General features: G+C 69.7%; 17 protein-coding genes, 1 tRNA gene and 1 pseudogene. 14 read left to right on the forward strand and 5 right to left on the reverse strand.

The annotated features are described in order from the left end of the window. Positions 1 to 71: 71 nt before the first annotated feature. Complete coding sequence (gene pepN / locus ACFU8V_RS10270; protein ID WP_378870849.1) at positions 72 to 2624, reverse strand: aminopeptidase N; 2553 nt, start codon at positions 2622 to 2624, stop codon at positions 72 to 74. Positions 2625 to 2794: 170 nt separating this feature from the next. Here pepN and ACFU8V_RS10275 point away from each other — a divergent pair, with 170 nt between their 5' ends. The 5 genes from ACFU8V_RS10275 to ACFU8V_RS10295 are packed head-to-tail and all read left to right on the forward strand — an operon-like array spanning position 2795 to position 7675. Beyond that, positions 2795 to 3979: a ferrochelatase gene (locus tag ACFU8V_RS10275; RefSeq protein WP_025103399.1), complete on the forward strand. Its 1185-nt coding sequence runs from the start codon at positions 2795 to 2797 to the stop codon at positions 3977 to 3979. Between the two features lie 33 nt (positions 3980 to 4012). Next, positions 4013 to 4498 carry a ribose-5-phosphate isomerase gene (locus ACFU8V_RS10280; RefSeq protein WP_025103400.1) on the forward strand — a complete coding sequence of 162 codons (486 nt, stop codon included), beginning with the start codon at positions 4013 to 4015 and terminating at the stop codon, positions 4496 to 4498. 1 nt (position 4499) lies between these two features. Beyond that, entirely contained in the window at positions 4500 to 5498 is a 999-nt protein-coding gene (locus tag ACFU8V_RS10285) for an Fpg/Nei family DNA glycosylase (protein ID WP_378870853.1), read from the forward strand. 42 nt (positions 5499 to 5540) lie between these two features. Then, positions 5541 to 6182 carry an FMN-binding negative transcriptional regulator gene (locus ACFU8V_RS10290; RefSeq protein ID WP_025103402.1) on the forward strand — a complete coding sequence of 214 codons (642 nt, stop codon included), beginning with the start codon at positions 5541 to 5543 and terminating at the stop codon, positions 6180 to 6182. Then, positions 6179 to 7675, forward strand: coding sequence for an amidohydrolase (locus ACFU8V_RS10295; protein WP_378870856.1), 1497 nt, complete (start codon positions 6179 to 6181; stop codon positions 7673 to 7675). The genes ACFU8V_RS10290 and ACFU8V_RS10295 overlap by 4 nt, the downstream gene beginning before the upstream one ends. Before the next feature lie 63 nt (positions 7676 to 7738). On the opposite strand, the gene ACFU8V_RS10300 is transcribed toward ACFU8V_RS10295, so the two are convergent. Further along, positions 7739 to 8224, reverse strand: coding sequence for a Dps family protein (locus tag ACFU8V_RS10300; RefSeq protein WP_025103404.1), 486 nt, complete (start codon positions 8222 to 8224; stop codon positions 7739 to 7741). A 130-nt stretch (positions 8225 to 8354) separates the two neighbouring features. Here ACFU8V_RS10300 and ACFU8V_RS10305 point away from each other — a divergent pair, with 130 nt between their 5' ends. From ACFU8V_RS10305 to ACFU8V_RS10340, 8 genes and pseudogenes are all read left to right on the forward strand, one after another. Next, the gene (locus tag ACFU8V_RS10305; RefSeq protein ID WP_085607461.1) at positions 8355 to 8891 is read left to right on the forward strand and encodes a gamma carbonic anhydrase family protein; all 537 of its coding nucleotides are present in this window, start codon (positions 8355 to 8357) and stop codon (positions 8889 to 8891) included. A gap of 28 nt (positions 8892 to 8919) precedes the next feature. Then, positions 8920 to 8993 (forward strand) — tRNA-Ile (locus tag ACFU8V_RS10310). 95 nt (positions 8994 to 9088) lie between these two features. Continuing rightward, positions 9089 to 9601 carry a hypothetical protein gene (locus tag ACFU8V_RS10315; RefSeq protein ID WP_378870861.1) on the forward strand — a complete coding sequence of 171 codons (513 nt, stop codon included), beginning with the start codon at positions 9089 to 9091 and terminating at the stop codon, positions 9599 to 9601. A 306-nt stretch (positions 9602 to 9907) separates the two neighbouring features. Then, on the forward strand, positions 9908 to 11674 hold the full coding sequence (locus ACFU8V_RS10320) for a DUF5979 domain-containing protein (RefSeq protein WP_338566033.1): 1767 nt from the start codon (positions 9908 to 9910) through the stop codon (positions 11672 to 11674). Positions 11675 to 11822: 148 nt separating this feature from the next. After that, positions 11823 to 12329 carry a hypothetical protein gene (locus ACFU8V_RS10325; RefSeq protein ID WP_315106054.1) on the forward strand — a complete coding sequence of 169 codons (507 nt, stop codon included), beginning with the start codon at positions 11823 to 11825 and terminating at the stop codon, positions 12327 to 12329. Between the two features lie 96 nt (positions 12330 to 12425). Continuing rightward, positions 12426 to 12803 (forward strand): annotated as a pseudogene (locus ACFU8V_RS10330) (globin domain-containing protein); the annotation flags it as partial. Between the two features lie 114 nt (positions 12804 to 12917). Then, complete coding sequence (locus ACFU8V_RS10335; RefSeq protein ID WP_345817878.1) at positions 12918 to 13640, forward strand: FAD-binding oxidoreductase; 723 nt, start codon at positions 12918 to 12920, stop codon at positions 13638 to 13640. 108 nt (positions 13641 to 13748) lie between these two features. Then, a complete protein-coding gene (locus ACFU8V_RS10340; RefSeq protein ID WP_025103410.1) occupies positions 13749 to 14009 on the forward strand; it encodes a DUF6458 family protein in 261 nt (86 codons plus the stop codon). A 53-nt stretch (positions 14010 to 14062) separates the two neighbouring features. Here ACFU8V_RS10340 and ACFU8V_RS10345 read toward each other — a convergent pair whose 3' ends face one another. Next, entirely contained in the window at positions 14063 to 14380 is a 318-nt protein-coding gene (locus ACFU8V_RS10345) for a hypothetical protein (protein ID WP_025103411.1), read from the reverse strand. Positions 14381 to 14565: 185 nt separating this feature from the next. Further along, on the reverse strand, positions 14566 to 15480 hold the full coding sequence (locus ACFU8V_RS10350; protein ID WP_378870866.1) for a helix-turn-helix transcriptional regulator: 915 nt from the start codon (positions 15478 to 15480) through the stop codon (positions 14566 to 14568). Between the two features lie 136 nt (positions 15481 to 15616). On the opposite strand from ACFU8V_RS10350, the gene ACFU8V_RS10355 reads away from it, so the two are divergent. Further along, the gene (locus tag ACFU8V_RS10355) at positions 15617 to 16516 is read left to right on the forward strand and encodes an alpha/beta fold hydrolase (RefSeq protein WP_025103413.1); all 900 of its coding nucleotides are present in this window, start codon (positions 15617 to 15619) and stop codon (positions 16514 to 16516) included. On the opposite strand, the gene ACFU8V_RS10360 is transcribed toward ACFU8V_RS10355, so the two are convergent. Beyond that, positions 16488 to 16961, reverse strand: a complete 474-nt coding sequence (locus tag ACFU8V_RS10360; protein ID WP_025103414.1) for an Lrp/AsnC family transcriptional regulator — start codon at positions 16959 to 16961, stop codon at positions 16488 to 16490. The genes ACFU8V_RS10355 and ACFU8V_RS10360 overlap by 29 nt on opposite strands. Between the last annotated feature and the right edge of the window lie 5 nt (positions 16962 to 16966).

A 16966-nucleotide genomic window follows, 5' to 3' on the forward strand; every position in this document is an offset into this window, starting at 1 on the left:
GTACCGAGAGGGCCTCTGCGCCGGCTGGAAGAGCGGCGGCAGAGGCCCGTGTCGGTGTCGGCGGTGGAGGGTCAGTCCTCGGCGTCGCGGGACTGCGCGGCGAGGGCGCGCTCCACGTCCGCGAGGTTCTCCAGCACGAGACGGCGCAGAGCGGGCGGCGCGTCCTGGTGCTCGGAGAGCCAGCCCCGCGTCGCGTCGCGCAGCGCGACGTCGGCGAGAGCGGTGGGAAAGAGCCCGACGATCAGGTACTGCGCGATCTGGTAGGTCCGCGACTCCCACACCGGCAGGAGCATGTCGAAGTACTGCGGCACGAAGGCGCCCAGCACCTCCGCACCCGCCGGGTGGACGAAGCCGAGCGCCGCCGAGCGGACAATGGTGTTCGGGGCGTCGTCGCGCGCGATCAGCGCATCCCAGGCCTCCTGCTTCGCGGCCGCGTCCGGAAGAGCGGCGCGCGCCTGCGCGGCGAACTCCGCACCCTTCGCGGTGTTGTCGGCGGCGAGCGCGGCGTCGATGGCCCCGGCGTCGGTCGCACCGATCGTCGCGAGGCCGACGAGCAGCTGCCAGCTCAGGTCGGCGTCCACGTCGAGCCCGGGGAGAGTCTCCTCACCCGAGCGCAGACGCCCGACGATGCCGGCGTGCTCCGGCGTCACCAGGTTGTTCGCGAAGGCGGTGACGAACTGGAGCTGGCTGTCGCTGCCGGCCTCCGCCGACTCGGCGAGTGCCCAGAGGCCATCCGCCACCTTCAGCCGTGCCGCTTCGCGCTCCGCCGGGGCGACGTACAGGGTCGCGGCCGTGCGCAGCTGGGCGAGGGTGGTGCGGACCGTGGTGGACTCGGTCTCCCGGCCGATGTTGCCGAGAACGAGGTCGATGTAGTCGGACGCCGCCGTCTCCGCGTCGCGGGTCTGGTCCCAGGCTGCTCCCCAGACGAGCGAGCGGGCGAGGGGATCGTGGATGTCGGCGAGGTGGGCGATCGCGGTCGCGAGCGACTTCTCGTCGAGACGGATCTTCGCGTACGCGAGGTCGTCGTCGTTGAGGAGGATGAGGTCGGGACGGTCGAGGCCCTGGAGCTCGGGGACCTCGGTGCGGTCGCCGTCCACGTCGACCTCGATGTGATGGGTGCGCGTGAGCGCGCCGTCCTGCAGCGAGTAGAAGCCGATGCCGAGACGGTGCGGACGGATGGTCGGGTAGTCGGCCGGAGCCGTCTGGGTGATGGCGAAGCGCGAGATCCTGCCGTTGTCGTCCTCGGCCACGACGGGCTCGAGGGTGTTCACACCGGCCGTCTCCAGCCACTTCTTCGACCAGGTGCCGAGATCGCGGCCGCTCGTGGCCTCCAGCTCCGTCAGGAGGTCGCTGAGCTCGGTGTTGCCCCAGGAGTGCTTCTGGAAGTACTGCGAGACACCGGCGAAGAACGCCTCGACGCCGACCCACGCGGCGAGCTGCTTGAGGACCGAGCCGCCCTTGGCGTAGGTGATGCCGTCGAAGTTGACCTGCACGTCCTCGAGGTCGTTGATCTCGGCGACGATCGGGTGCGTGGAGGGGAGCTGGTCCTGGCGGTAGGCCCAGGTCTTCTCCATCGCGTTGAAGGTGGTCCAGGCCTCGGTCCACTCGGTCGCCTCGGCCGTTGCGATGGTGGACGCCCACTCCGCGAACGACTCGTTGAGCCAGAGGTCGTTCCACCACTTCATGGTGACGAGATCGCCGAACCACATGTGGGCGAGCTCGTGCAGGATCGTCACGACGCGACGCTCCTTGACGGCGTCGGTCACCTTGCTGCGGAAGACATACGTCTCGGTGAACGTCACCGCTCCCGCGTTCTCCATCGCGCCGGCGTTGAACTCGGGCACGAAGAGCTGGTCGTACTTGGCGAACGGGTACGGCACGCCGAACTTCGACTCGAAGTAGGCGAAGCCCTCACGGGTCTTGTCGAAGATGTAGTCGGCGTCCAGGTGCTGCCAGAGGCTCTTGCGTCCGTAGACGCCGAGCGGGATCACGCGGCCCGAGGCGCTGGTGAGCTCCGAGAAGGTGGCCTCGTACGGTCCGGCGACGAGGGCCGTGATGTAGGAGGAGATCCGGGGCGTGGGCTCGAAGCCCCAGGTGGCCGAGACCCCGTCGTCGTGGACGATGGGCTCCGGGGTGGGGGAGTTGGAGACGACCTTCCACTCCGCGGGGGCGGTCACCGTGAACTGGAAGGTGGCCTTGAGGTCGGGCTGCTCGAAGACGGCGAACACGCGACGGGAGTCGGGCACCTCGAACTGCGAGTAGAGGTACACCTCGCCGTCCACCGGGTCGACGAAGCGGTGCAGGCCCTCGCCGGTGTTGGTGTACAGGCAGTCGGCGTCGACGACGAGGACGTTCTCCTCCTGCAGCCCGGCGAGTGCGATCCGGGAGTCGGCGAAGACCTCGCGCGGGTCGAGCTGCTCTCCGTTGAGCGAGATCTCGCGCACGTCGCGGGCGATGAGGTCGATGAAGGTGAAGCTGTCGGGGGACGCGGAGAAGCGCACGACGCTCCGGGAGCCGAAGACCTCCGCGCCCTTGGTCAGATCGAGGGCGACCTCATAGGAGTGCGTGTCGACGACGTCGCGGCGCTCCTGCGCTTCGATTCGGGTGAGGTTCTCTCCAGGCAAAGCTGTACTCCCAGGGGTGAGGGGATGTAACCGGGGGTCGGCGCAGTTGGCGCCGACGGCAACCATGACAGCCTACGCCAGAGCGACGCGCGCGCCGTCGATCCTCACGAACCGGGGATAGTCACGGTCGTGCGGACGCTCGTCGTCCGCGGAGATGGGAAGATGGAGGGGTGACCGCGATCGAGCCGAATGTCGTTCCCTTTGCCTCGCCCGCCGCTGCCGGCGGCGACCCCTATGTGACCACGCCCGTCGCCTACGACGCCATCCTCTTGGCGAGCTTCGGCGGCCCGGAGGGCCAGGAGGACGTGATCCCCTTCCTCCGGAACGTGACGCGTGGTCGGGGCATCCCGGACGAGCGGCTGGAGGAGGTCGCGCACCACTACCGTCACTTCGGCGGCGTGAGCCCGATCAACGGCCAGAACCGCGTGCTCAAGGAGGCGCTGGAGAAGGCGCTCGTGGCCCGGGGGATCGACCTCCCGGTGTACTGGGGCAACCGCAACTGGGGTCCGTACCTCGAGGACGTGCTCCCCGAGGCGTCGGCCAACGGCCACACCACCCTCCTCGCCTTCGCAACGAGCGCCTACAGTTCGTTCTCCAGTTGCCGCCAGTACCGCGAGGACTTCGCCCGCGTGCTGACCGACACCGGCCTCGGCGAGACGGTCACCATCGACAAGATCCGTCCCTTCTACGACCACCCCGGCTTCGTCGAGGCCTTCGAGGCGGGCGTGCGGGAGTCGGTGCAGGGCTACCTCGACCAGGGGTTCGCGCCGACCGAGATCCAGGTCCTCTTCTCCACGCACAGCATCCCGACCGCCGACGCCGAGCGCTCCGGCGCCCGCGACATCGACTGGGGCGAGGGCGGGGCCTACGCCGCCCAGCACCTCGCCGTGTCGGAATGGACGATGGAGCAGGTGCGGGCCGCCGTCCCGGGAGCCGCCGACGTGCCCTGGGAGCTGGTCTACCAGTCGCGTTCCGGCCCCGCGTCGCAGCCCTGGCTGGAGCCCGACGTCTGCGACGTGATCGCGGAGCTCCCGGCGCGCGGTCGCAAGGCGGTCATCGTGGTCCCCGTCGGCTTCATGAGCGACCACATGGAGGTCCTCTGGGATCTCGACACCGAGGCCGCCGAGGCCGCGGAGGAGGCGGGCCTCGCCTTCGTCCGCACGCCGACGCCCGGTGTCCGCGAGGCTTTCGTCGAGGGCATCGTCGACCTCATCGAGGAGCGCCTGCAGGGTCGCCCGAACGCGGAGCGTCCGCACGTCACTGATCTGCCCGGTGCGTTCGACGTCTGCCGTCCCGGGTGCTGCGAGAACGTGCGCGCGGGGTTCAAGCCCGCGGCTGCCGGCATCGCCCCCTGAGTCGCGGACGGAGCGGATCCTAGGATGGAGAACATGCGCATCCACATCGCCACCGATCACGCCGGACTCGAGTTCTCGACCCAGCTGCAGGAGCATCTCCGCGCCGCGGGGCACGAGGTGATCGACCACGGTCCGGTGGAGTACGACGCGCTCGACGACTACCCGGCCTTCTGCATCCGGGCGGCGCAGGCCGTCGTCGTCGATCAGGCGACAGGGGTGCCGGCGCTCGGGGTCGTCTTCGGGGGCTCGGGCAACGGCGAGCAGATCGCCGCGAACAAGGTCGCCGGGGTCCGCGCAGCGCTCGTCTGGAACCTCTCCACGGCCGAGCTCGCGCGGGAGCACAACGACGCGAACGTCATCTCCATCGGAGCTCGTCAGCACACCTACGACGAGGTCACGGCGTTCATCGACCGGTTCATCGCCACGCCGTTCTCCGGCGACGAGCGGCACGTCCGGCGCATCGGACAGATCGCCGACTTCGAGCGCGACGGCTCGCTCCTCCCGGACCCCCGAGCCTGACATGCCCGAGGGACATTCCGTCCACCGCATCGCGCGGCAGTTCGATCGCAACTTCGTCGGCAAGACGATGAGCGCCTCCAGCCCGCAGGGACGCTTCGCCGAGGGCGCCGCGGTGCTCGACGGACGCCAGGCCGTGAGCGTGCAGGCCGTGGGCAAGCAGATGTTCCTCGAGGCGGAGGGTGACCTCTGGCTGCGCGTGCATCTCGGTCTCTACGGTGCCTGGGATTTCGCGGGGGAGATCCTCGTCGACCCCACCATCGCGTCGGCCAACGGCAGGATGGGCCAGACCAATCAGCGCGGCACCACTCTCGACGAGGCGATCCTCGACGACGCGGGGGAGAACTCCCTCGCCTCGATCGGGGCGCCGCGGCGCGCCAGGGTCCACGTGCGGATGTCCGAGCAGACCAAGGGGCTGACCGACGAGGTCGACGAATGGCCGCCGCCTGTGGTGGGTCAGGTGCGGCTGCGCCTCATGACCGACATCACGGTGGCCGACCTGCGCGGTCCCACCGCGTGCGTCCTGCAGACTCCCGAGGAGATGCTGGCGACGGTGGCCAAGCTCGGTCCCGATCCGCTCGTCGGCGATCCGGCGGAGAACGAGGAGCGGTTCGTCCGCGCCGTGCGGAAGAAGGCGACCCCGATCGCGCTGCTGCTGATGGACCAGGCGGTCGTCAGCGGCATCGGCAACGTGTACCGCGCCGAGATGCTCTACCGGCAGCGGCTGAACCCGCACACGCCCGGCCGCGACGTGCCGGAGGATGTCGTCAGGGCGCTCTGGCATGACTGGGTGCGATTGCTGGCCATCGGCGTGGAGACGGGTCAGATGATGACCATGGACGGGCTGTCTCCCGAGCAGTACCGCGCCGCGATGGCGAGCCGCGACGATCGTCACTGGGTCTACCACCGGGCCGGCCTGCCGTGCCGGGTCTGCGGGACAGAGATCGCGCTGGAGGAGATCGGCGCCCGCAAGCTGTACTGGTGCCCGCGCTGTCAGGCCTGATGGCGGGATCCCCGGGGCTCCCGCCGCTCTAGGCTGGGATCCATGCGACAGAATCCGAGCTTCACGCTCGCCGATGTGGCCGAGATCCGCCGCGTCATCGACGCCAACCCGTGGGCGACGGTGGTGAGTGCGCCTGAGGACGGTCTAGTCGCCTCGCACTATGCCGTCCTCCTCGACGACGACCGCGATGATCTGACGGTCGTGGGGCACGTGGGCCGCCCGGACGACGCCATCCACGGCCTGGGGGAGCGGGAGATCCTGCTCGCCTTCCAGGGGCCGCACGGGTACGTCTCCCCGGGCTGGTACGGCGACGTTCCCGCGGTCCCGACCTGGAATTACACCGCGGTGCACCTGTCGGGCGTTCCCGAGATCCTCAGCACCGCGGAGAACCTCCGTGTGCTCGATGCCCTGGTCGCGCGGTTCGAGTCGCGCCTGCCCGACCCGCGGCTCATGTGGGAGCGTCCGAACGACGCGGCCTTCATCGAAAGACTCGAATCCGGAACGGTCGGCTTCCGCCTCACCCCGACGAAGGTCGTCGCCAAGCGGAAGCTGAGCCAGAACAAGCCCGCGGAGACCATCGAGGCGGTGATCGCGGCGCTGCACGCCGAAGGGCCGTATGCGAACGCCGCCCTCGCCGCGGAGATGCGTCGTGCACAAGACGCACGGACGGGTGGAAGGGCGTGAGCGCCCTGGGAGTCGAGGTCGGAACGGTCCGTGCCGTCCGCCCCGTCGGTCCGGGGCGGGAGTTCCTGCTGGATGATGAGCCGGTCGACCTCCACCTCGCCGACGGACGCATCGTCGACATCGCGCCGACCGGGGCCCTGCCGACGCGCGGCGAGGTCATCGAGGCCGACGGTGCCTGGGCGGTGCCGGGGCTCTGGGACAACCATGTGCACACTGTGCAGTGGGCCCTCGCCGCGGAGCGCGTGCCGCTTGGCGCGGCGGACTCGGCCGCCGGGGCCGCGAGGTTGATGCGCGACGCGCCCGTGCTGCCGGACGGCCGACGGATCGGCACGGGGTTCCGGGACGCGCTGTGGCCGGATCGGCCATCCGTGGCCGCGCTCGATGCCGAGACCGGCGTCGTGCCCACCTACCTGATCAATGCGGACGTGCACAGCGTCTGGCTCAACTCGGCGGCCCTGGCGCGCGAAGGCTTCCGCGGAGACGACGGTCTCCTCCGCGAGGAGGACGCGTTCGAGATCTCCCGTCGACTCAATGCCGTCGATCCTGCCCACAGCGATGAGGCGGTCATCCGTGCGGGGGCGGCCGCCGCGGCACGGGGCGTGACCGGTCTGGTCGACTTCGACATGGCGTGGAACGCCGATGCCTGGCCGCGACGGATCCTCGCGGGCTTCGCCGCGCACCGTGTCGAGTTCGCGTTCTACCCGGCGGATCTCGATCGGGCGATCGCCGCGGGCCTCCGCACGGGGGAGCGCCTTGCGGTGACGGATCCGACCGGGCTTGTCGGGTCCCTCGTGCGGGTCGGGTCGTTGAAGGTGATCAGCGACGGCTCGCTCGGCACCCGTACGGCGGCGTGCTCACACTCCTACCCCGGCGACCCCGCGAACTTCGGGGTGCTGACGGTGCCTCCGGACGAGCTCACGGCGCTGCTGACCACTGCGGCGGGAGCGGGGATCGAGGTCGCCGTGCACGCGATCGGCGATCGCGCCGTGACGGCGGCCCTCGACGCGTTCGGCGCTTCCGGTGCCACGGGGTCGATGGAGCACGCGCAACTGGTGCGGCACGCCGACCTCGCCCGATTCGGCCGGCTCGGGGTGCGCGCGAGCGTCCAACCCCAGCATGCGGTGGACGACCGCGACCTCGTCGAGCACCACTGGGCGGAGCAGACCGCGATCGGCTACCCGCTCGCCTCGCTGCTGTCGGCGGGTGCGGAGGTGCGCTTCGGCTCCGATGCGCCGGTCGCGCCGCTCGACCCCTGGCATGCGATCGCCGCGGCGGTCTGGCGGACCGACGACGACCGGGCCGCCTGGCATCCGGAGGAGCGGGTGACGCTGGATCAGGCCCTCGAAGCGAGTGTCCGCACGTCGCTCCGGCCCGGTCAGAGCGCAGACATCGTGCTCCTCGGGAGTGATCCTCGCACCGCTGACGCGGCGGGGCTCCGGATGATGCCCGTCACCACCACGCTGCTCGGCGGTCGCCTCACGCACGTCGCCTGAGGCAGCGCGCACACGACGAAGGGCGGCCCCGGATCGGAGCCGCCCTTCGTCGTGTGCGTGGTATCAGGCCGCGATGTGCGACACGAGGAACCAGCGGTCCTTCTCCAGCCCGCGCTGGATCTCGATCGCCACGTCCTGGCTCGTGAGGTCGACCTCGTCGAGGCCCTCCACGGCCGCCTTCACATCGACGAGGATCGCGTCGATGTCGGCGATCACGGCGCGGATCAGCTCGTCCGACTGCGCGAAGCCGGCCGGAACGCCGGTGGCGCCTGCCTTCTCGGCGACGGCGTTCACGCGCGCGTCGATCGGAAGGCCCAGAGCGACGATGCGCTCGGCGGCAGTGTCGGCGAAGTCTCCGGCGTGGGCGACGATCGTGTCGAGCAGCTCGTGCACGCCGACGAAGTTGGCGCCGCGGACGTGCCAGTGCGCCTGCTTGCCGTTGACGGTCAGCGCCTGGAGGCCGAGGACGACGGGGGAGAGGAACTGCGCCGCACCGGCGGCCACAGTCGGGTCGATGGCGGTGGTGGAAACGGTCTGGGCCTTGCTCATCTTCTTGCTCCTCCGAATGAAGTTCTCTGTCTGACGAGTACAACGTTACTCAGGCTCAGGCATTCCGCAAGGAAGCTGAGGCTCCACTCACTTCCGCGTGATTCCGGGGGCGTGAGGGTAGTCTCGCCTCATGAGCATCGCTGCCGGAGCCTCCGTCCTCGCCCTCCCGGATCGCACCCCCGAGCTCGACGACACCGCCTTCGTCGCTGACGGCGCGCGCATCGTCGGCGCGGTGTCTCTCGGAGCCGGTGCCAGCATCTGGTACAACGCGGTGCTCCGCGGTGACTCCTCGCCGATCGTCATCGGACCGGGCAGCAACGTGCAGGACAACGTGTCGATCCACGTCGACGGCGGGCATCCCGTCCTCGTCGGGTCACGGGTGTCGATCGGGCACAACGCTGTCGTGCACGGCTGCACGATCGGTGACGGCTCTCTCATCGGGATGGGGGCCGTCGTCCTCAGCGGCGCCGTGATCGGAGAGGGCTGCCTGATCGCCGGCGGTGCCGTCGTGCTGGGTGGGACCGAGGTGCCGCCGGGTTCCCTCGTGGCAGGCGTGCCGGCGAAGGTGCGCAGGGCGCTCTCCGACGACGAACGCGCCGCGCTGCTGGCGAATGCCGCGATCTACCTGGAACACGTGGCCACGCACACGCAGGCGAGCGAGGCGTGAGACCTCCCCCCGCTAGGCTGGGCGGTACGGGGCGGTGGCCAAGCTGGTTAAGGCAGTGGGCTCATAACCCAACGATCGTCGGTTCAAGTCCGACCCGCCCTACTCCCTGGCCTCGTCTGTCGTAATCGTCGCGGCGCTCTCCTGTCTCTTCTCTGGAGGTCTCGACGCCCGTCAGCCTCCGGATCGGAGCAGGAGCCATGACGACAACGAGTGTGCCGAACGCGGAGACGCGTCGTCGGATCGAGGATGTGGGGCAGTTCGCGTTGCGTCTCGCGATCGCGGCGAGTTTCGCCCTCGCCGTCGCCGACCGTTTCGGCGTCCTCGGCGGCCCGCGGGCAGATGGTGTGTCGTGGGGCTCGTGGACGATCTTCCGTGCGTACACCGCGCAGCTCGTCCCTGTCCCCGTCGACGCAGTGGTCGACACGGCGGCGGTGCTGGCGACGACTCTGGAGACCGTCCTCGCCCTGCTTCTGGCCGTCGGGCTGTGGACCCGGATCGCGGCGGGAGTCGCTGCGCTGCTCACGGCGACGTTCGGGGTGACGATGCTCGTCTTCCTCGGACCGCTTGCGCCGTTCCGGTACCCGGTCTTCGTCTTCACAGCCGCCGCGATCCTGCTCGCGGGGCTGAAGCGCTACCGGTGGAGCATCGATGCGCTGCGAAAGGAGGTGCCGGGAGCGGGGAGAGACAACGATGCCCCCGGCACCAGGTAGACGGCGAATGCCTCTACAGACGGACGGACGCGTCGGAAGGGGAAGCGATCCGTCACGGGAGAGATGACGAGGTGACCGTTTCATGACGCCGTTTTCCGCAGGATCACGGCGTATTGCGTGTGCCGCGAGAAACCCGTTCGGCCGAACCGCGTAACAGAACGCGCCGTTCTGCATCCCTTCCTGGGGACATCACTCGCGCGGAAGAAGCCAAATGCGCGAGTTCATCGATCATCTGGGGAGTCGAAAGTGCCAGTCATTCAGCATGCAATCAGATCGGGCGCGCGGGGAACGCGCCTGACGACGTTCGTGGGTGCTCTGCTCGCGATCTGTCTGGCGGCCCTGGCGGCCGTCATCGCGACGCCGGCCACGGCCCGCGCTGCGGAGGTGGCGGGGATCACCTCGTTGACCATCACCGAACCCACCGACCAGATCAAGGTCTGGGACCGGATCGCGTTCGAAGCGACCTGGGCAGTGCCGGACACGGCGACCGCGGGGGACACGTTCCGCCTCGCCTTTCCGACGAGCCCGAGCCTGACCGGGGTGCGGGATTCCTTCGCCCTGACGGCTCCGGATGGCCAGACCATCGGAATGTGCGAGGTGTCGACCGGTGAGCTCGTGTGCACGCTCACGGACTACGTCGACAGCCACACCGACGTCAGCGGCACACTGCACTTCCGTGCCAGGGCCGACGAGGAGACCACACTGACGGAGATCCCGTTCACCACGGGCGGCGGAACCGTCGTCCCGGTCGACGTCCCGGGCGGGATCGGACCGGTCCCGGAGTTCCCGGCGCCGACGACCCCGACCAAGTGGGGCGACGTGACGCTCGACGGTCGGAACATCGCGTGGGGCGTGAACATCCCGTCCTCCGCGCTGGCCGGGGAGGCTCCGACGCTCACCGACACGTTCACGGCCGGCCTCGTGCTCGATCCCGCGTCCGTCACCGTGGCGTACGTGCTCGCGAAGGACTGGGCGGGAGGCAAGTACACCGTGTCGACGGGGCTACAGTCGGGCAGCGATTTCACCGTCACGGAGGTCAGCTCCGAGTCGTTCACGGTGACAGTGAACGCGCCGATCGTCGCCGACGCGATCTACGTGCTCCGCTACAGGACGGCTCTGCCCACCGACGTCCGTCCCGGTGATGCGTTCCACAACACCGTGACCGGTTCCCGCTGGGTCACCGAGAGCACACCGGTCATCTACTCCCAGGGCGGGGGCGATGGCGAAGGGGTGCTCCCGGTCGGCGGATTCACCGTGACCAAGGAGGTCAGCGGTGCCGGCGCGGCTCTGGTGCCCGACGACCGCGAGTTCCGGGTGGCCTACTCCTATCAGCGTGCCGGACAGACGGTGGAGGGCGAGCTCGCCCTGCGGTCCGGCCAGACCGATGGCCTGAAGGATCTGCCGGTGGGCACGGTCGTCACCCTATCTGAGGTCACGCCGGCGGACGTCGACGGCGTGACCTGGCAGGCGCCGGTCTTCTCCGGCACCGGTGTGGCGATCACCGATGGCGGCGCGACCGTCACCATCGCACGGGGGGCGACGGTCGCGGTGACGCTCACCAACCCGACGACGGTCACGCCGCCGCCGGTCGGGGGCTTCACGGTGACCAAGAACGTCACGGGCCCGGGGACGTCGCTGGTCCCTGCGGACCAGACGTTCACGGTGGAGTACTCGTACGAGCTCGCGGGACAGCCCGTCACCGGTGAACTCGCGCTCCGCGCTGGGAAGAGCGACGGACTCGCGGATCTGCCGGCGGGAACGGTCGTCACGCTCCGCGAGAAGGCGCCGAGCTCCGTGGAGGGCGTCACGTGGAAGAGCCCGCGCTTCACCGGCGCGGGAGTCGACGTCGGCGACGGCGGTGCCACGCTCACGATCTCCGAAGACGCGACGGTCGCGGTCGTGCTCACCAACGGGACCGCGGTCACTCCTCCGCCCACGCCGGGCGGTGAGCTCGCCCTGACCGGGGCCGAGGGGCCGACCGGCCCGATCCTCCTGGGAGCGCTGCTGCTGCTCGCCGGAGTCGTGGCGCTCGGCGTCCGTCACCGGGTCTCGGGTTCGCGCACCGGCGACTGAGGGCCGGGAGGGGCCACGCCGATCGATCACGCAACGACTTCACCGTCGTCGCGTGATCGATCGCGCCGTTCAGCGTCCTGTCGTCGTCGAGGGGCTCTCCCTCGACGACGACGTCGACGCCGCAGCGCGTCGGAGAAAGGCACCTCTCATGACCAAGACGCTCCTCGCCCGTACCTCGGCCACCCTCGGCGTGGCCGCCGCTCTCTCGCTCGGCGGGGCGGTGCTCGCTTCCGCCGCTCACGCCGAGTCGACGCCCGCGGATCCGACGGCGTCGAGTACGCAGAGCACGGGCGTTCTCACGCAGCGCGTCGGGGCGGCGTGTCTCTTCTTCCAGTACACGTTCAACATGAGTCCGACCGATCCCCAGGTGGGGGACACCGTGACGTACACCATGCAGTTCCTCAACAACGGCGAGGTCGACTCGACGAAGAGCGCGCTCACGTTCCGCCTGGACGGCCTCCTCGACGACTCGACCTGGGCAGCGTCGGCCCTGGAGGCGACCTCCGGTCGCGCTTCCGTCGCGGGGAATGCCGTCACGTGGAACGGGCCGCTCGATGCCGGAGACAGCGTCGTGCTGCGCTTCACCGGCGTGTGGACCGGCGACGGCGATGGGCTCGCGTTCCCGCGGGTCGAGTCGTACGGCTACGTGAGGTGAAGGGCGGCCGCGCGCCGCGGCCTCGTTTTCCACGGTATCCGCGGCGGCGTGGCGCGCTCGTCGTCGAGAGGCTGAACGGACACCGACCGAAAGGCAGTCATGCAGCTCTCCACGGACTCCGAAGTCATCGTCCGCGCCACCGCCGGCGTCGTCGCCGCACACGCCGACGAGATCACCGCCCTGTTCTACCGGCGGATGTTCGAGGCCCATCCTGAGCTGTTGAACGTCTTCAACCGCGCGCATCAGGTCCAAGGCGATCAACCCAAGGCGCTGGCGGCGTCCGTCGTGGCGTTCGCGGTGCACCTCATCGATCCGGACGCGCCGGACTTCTCCCCGGTGATGCGACGCATCGCCCACCGCCACGTCTCCTTGGGTATCTCGGCGCGCCAGTACACGATCGTGGGCCGCTATCTCCTGGCCGCGGTCGATGACGTACTCGGCGACGCGATCACGCCGGCAGTGCATGCGGCGTGGGACGAGGTGTACTGGCTCTTCGGCTGCTCCCTCATCGCCGAGGAGGCGCGGCTCTACGCGGACGCCGGCACGGACCCGGACAACCCGTGGCGACCGCACCGGGTCGTCGACCGCGTGGAGGAGGCTCGCGACGTCATCTCCCTCAGCCTGGAGCCGGTGGACGGTCGCCGAGCGCCCCATCGCATCGGGCAGTACGTGGCCGTCGCCGTCGACCTCCCTGACGGCACGCGCCAGCCCCGGCAGTACACAATCTCCTCGTCGACGCCCGAGGCCTCACTGCGCGTCACCGTGAAGCGCGTGCGCGGCGCGGACGGCGCACCAGACGGGCAGGTGTCGACCTGGCTGCACGAGAACGCCCACGTCGGAACGGTGCTCGACGTCTCCCAGCCTGCCGGGGACCTGCTCCTCGATGACTCCGATGATGCGCTGGTCCTCATCTCGGCGGGAATCGGCATCACGCCCGTCGCAGCGATGGTGGGCGACCTCGCGCGACGGCGTCCCGACCGGCCGGTGCACCTGTTCCACGTGGACCGCGAGCCGGAGACCCACGCCCTCGTCTCGGACGTGCGCGCCCACGCGCAGCGGTTGAACGACGTCCGCACCCTGACCTGGTACACCGAGGGCGCAGCGGAGTGGCCGGCGGTGCGTTCCGGCCGGATGGATCTCGCCGGCATCGACCTCCCGCCGACGGCGCGCGTGTTCCTGTGCGGGCCGCTGCCGTTCATGCAGGCGATCCGAAGCGCTCTGACGGCACGCGGCATCGCGCCGGAGCGCATCGAGTACGAGGTCTTCGGTCCGGATCTCTGGGCTCGTCAGCCGAAGACCGCCGCGGCCTGACCCCACTGCGAAAGACCTGCGTGCAGCCGTGTCAAGCCCCTCCTCGAGGCCGCCGCGAACTGACATGCTCCCCGAGAGCGGCACCGCGCCGCGAGAACGGGAGAGACTATGAGCATCGGCAGCGGAATCGCGCTCTTCGTCATCGGAGCGATCCTCGTGTTCGCGATCAACGTCGACGTGCCGTGGGTCGACCTGGACATGGTCGGCTACATCCTCATGGGTGCCGGCGTGATCATCTTCCTCATCGGCATCGTGCTTCTCGCGCGTCGGCGTCGCACGGAGACGGTGTCGCGCACGTACGTCGACCCGGCGACGGGTGAGCCCACGACCCGGCGTTCCGTCAGCTCGAGCTCCGACGACGGGCTCTGAGCGCACGCAGACGGAAAGGAGAAGGGCCGCGGGAGAACCCGCGGCCCTTCTCGTCAGGTGACGTCCGCGCCTTCGAGGTGCTCCTCGACGAGGGTGATGCCTCCGCTCGAGTTCGCGGAGTGCGCGAGTTCCTCGATCCAGCGCCGGCTCAGCTCGGGTGTCTCGGCCTCCTCGAAGACGAAACGGAGGGGGATGGAGGGGTGCAGCCAGAGTGTGGAGCGGCCGGGGGCATCGCCCTCGGGGTGGCGCCAGGAGAGCGTGAAGCTCTCGTTCCGGCGCAGCTTCGTGGCGATGACCACCTTGAGGTGAGCGAGCGCACGGTCTTCGATCTGGATCGGCGTCTGGGTGTCGCCGTAATACAGGCTGCCCATGGTCAGCCGACCTTCGCGGCGGGGGCTGCGGGAATGTTCATGGCGCTCCTTGGGAACGTGGGGGGAAGACGGCAGACCGCTCCCGGGGATACTTGGACTCTAGCCAATTTGCGCACGACATCGTGCGCATCAGGGCGACGCGCCGTCTGCTGCGAACAGAGTATGCGCGCGGTGTCAGTCTCCCGTCACATAGCGGTGAGAGCGGGCGGATTCCCGTACGCTTCGCGATAGGCCACGGCGAACCGGGAGACGTTGCTGAACCCCCACCGGCGCGCGATCGCGGACACCGATGCGCCCTTGCCGTGTCGCAGATCGCGGTGCGCGCCGTCGAGCCGGGCGCGCCGCAGGGCCTCGTTCGGTGTCATGTCGAGCGCGCGGCGGAACGCGTACTGCAGGCCTCGGGTGGACATGAAAGCCGCCGCCGCGACGTCGTCCACCGTGATGGGCAGGTGTGCGTTGTCCTCGATGAACGCGAGGGCGCGACGCACCGAGGCCGGCGCCGCGGAGCGTTGGGCCGGACGGTGCAGCGACTCGCTGAAGGTGGTGGGGAACGCCGACATGGTCAGCAGCAGGGCGTGGCGCTCGAGCTCGGCGGCGATGAGGGGGGCGGCGCCATCCGGACCGAACGAGCCGTCGATGTAGGAGAACATCCGCTCCCACCGTGCCCCGTCCTCCCGCGTGTGCGGAGCGAGTCCGGTGGCGCGGAGCTCGAGGCGGTCGTCGCCGGTGATCTGCCTGATCGAGTCACGCGCCGCCGCGCGATCGAACACGAGAGCACGGACGCGGGCGACCTGGTTCCACTTCGCCTCGACCCGGACGCCGTCCGTGAGCCACGGCTGACCGGCGTCGAGTCCTTGCCGGCCCGACCAGATCCGGGCGTCGGCGGCATCGACGCGACACACCAGCAGCTGATCCTCCGGTTCGGCGCGGGAGTGCACCTGGGCCGCGAGCTGGTAGCGGACGAGCGACATGGACGCCGCCTCCACCGAGCGCCAGTCGAAGCGGAACCGGCGGGGGTCCACGTCCTGGAGGGTCGCCGAGGGCACGAACTGCTGCCAGGTGGACTCCACCTGCTCGATGTCCGTGGATGTGAACTGCACCGACACTCCTTGCTGCGCCTCGTCCGGGTGGCCGGGGCTTCTTGGACACTAACCCACGCCACTGACAAGACGGTGGGGACGCCCCGGGGGTATCCGTCGGGAAGGCGGGAGTGCAGAGGCCTCGTAGACTCGGACCATGAGTGTGCCTTCCCCGTATGCGGAGCGATTGAGCCGGATTCCGGTGCAGCGCCAGGAGGTGGAGGTGCGCGGGGGAACGACGGCGTACTGGGTCTACGGTCCGGACGACGCCGAGACGACCGTCATCGCGGTTCACGGCTTCCGAGGCGAGCACCACGGCCTCGAGTCGGTCCTCGCCTTTCTTCCGGAGCTCCGCGTGCTCGCGCCTGATCTGCCCGGGTTCGGGGAGTCCGCACCGCTGCCCGGTCGTCGCCACGACCTTCAGGAGTACGCGGGGTGGTTGACCGACTTCGCCGCGGCCACAGCGCCGGGGGCGGTCATCCTCGGCCATTCCTTCGGCTCCATCGTGGCCGCCGCCGCTGTGGCCGGAGGGCTCGAGACGCCGCGGCTGATCCTCGTGAACCCCATCGGCGCACCGGCGCTGGAGGGTCCGAAGGGCGTCATGACCCGACTCGCAGTGCTGTACTACGCGCTCGGCGCCAAGCTCCCGCCGCGGATCGGGACCGCGCTGCTGCGGAATCGGGTGATCGTCCGCGTGATGAGCATGACCATGGCGAAGACGCGGGACCCCGAGTTGCGGCGCTTCATCCACGACCAGCACGACACCTACTTCTCGCGGTTCTCCGATCGCGACGTGCTGCACGACGCCTTCGTCGCGAGCGTCTCGCACGACGTCAGGGAGTTCGCCCCCGCGATCGACGTGCCCACGCTCCTCATCGCCGCACAGCGCGACGACATCACCCCGATCGAGGCGGAACGGAAGCTGGTGACGCTCTTCCCCGACGCGTCTCTCGTCGAGATCGCCCAGGTGGGTCACCTGATCCACTATGAGACGCCGGCGGAAGCGGCCGGCGCAATCCGTCGGTTCCTCAGGATTCCCGTCGCGCGAGGCCGATGAGCCCGGCCACTCGGAACGGGATCACCTCACCCATGGCGAGCGAGGTCTCGGTCCGCTCCACACCCTCGATCGAGAGGATCCGGGCGTCCGTGTCGAACAGATGACGGGCGTCGCGGCACGCCACGCGCGCCAGCAGGTCGATGGAGCCGCTCAGACCGTGTGCCTGGACGACCTCCGGGATGCGCGCCAGCTCGTTGATGATGCGGGGGAGCTCGGTCTGGCGGACGCCGATGCTGACGAACGCCTGCAGCGGGAACCCGAGGACGTCGGGGGAGAAGGCGCGCTCGTAGGAGAGGAAGACGCCGCTCTGCTCCAGCCGGGCCATCCGCGCCTGGATGGTGTTGCGCGACAGGCTCATGCGCTCGGCGAGAGCGACGATCGTCACGCGCGGGTCGTCGGCGAGGGCGGCGAGAAGCTCCAGGTCGATCCGGTCCAGTCCAGGCATAGTGC

It is taken from the genome of Microbacterium sp. NPDC057658 (genome assembly GCF_042799975.1).
GTDB lineage: Bacteria > Actinomycetota > Actinomycetes > Actinomycetales > Microbacteriaceae > Microbacterium.

Coding starts and splice junctions, on each gene's coding strand:
- ACFU8V_RS10280 (WP_025103400.1), top strand. CDS start 4,013: ATGCGCATCCACATCGCCACCGATCACGCCGGACTCGAGTTCTCGACC.
- ACFU8V_RS10285 (WP_378870853.1), top strand. CDS start 4,500: ATGCCCGAGGGACATTCCGTCCACCGCATCGCGCGGCAGTTCGATCGC.
- ACFU8V_RS10290 (WP_025103402.1), top strand. CDS start 5,541: ATGCGACAGAATCCGAGCTTCACGCTCGCCGATGTGGCCGAGATCCGC.
- ACFU8V_RS10300 (WP_025103404.1), bottom strand. CDS start 8,224: ATGAGCAAGGCCCAGACCGTTTCCACCACCGCCATCGACCCGACTGTG.
- ACFU8V_RS10305 (WP_085607461.1), top strand. CDS start 8,355: ATGAGCATCGCTGCCGGAGCCTCCGTCCTCGCCCTCCCGGATCGCACC.
- ACFU8V_RS10315 (WP_378870861.1), top strand. CDS start 9,089: ATGACGACAACGAGTGTGCCGAACGCGGAGACGCGTCGTCGGATCGAG.
- ACFU8V_RS10325 (WP_315106054.1), top strand. CDS start 11,823: ATGACCAAGACGCTCCTCGCCCGTACCTCGGCCACCCTCGGCGTGGCC.
- ACFU8V_RS10340 (WP_025103410.1), top strand. CDS start 13,749: ATGAGCATCGGCAGCGGAATCGCGCTCTTCGTCATCGGAGCGATCCTC.
- ACFU8V_RS10345 (WP_025103411.1), bottom strand. CDS start 14,380: ATGGGCAGCCTGTATTACGGCGACACCCAGACGCCGATCCAGATCGAA.
- ACFU8V_RS10355 (WP_025103413.1), top strand. CDS start 15,617: ATGAGTGTGCCTTCCCCGTATGCGGAGCGATTGAGCCGGATTCCGGTG.
- ACFU8V_RS10360 (WP_025103414.1), bottom strand. CDS start 16,961: ATGCCTGGACTGGACCGGATCGACCTGGAGCTTCTCGCCGCCCTCGCC.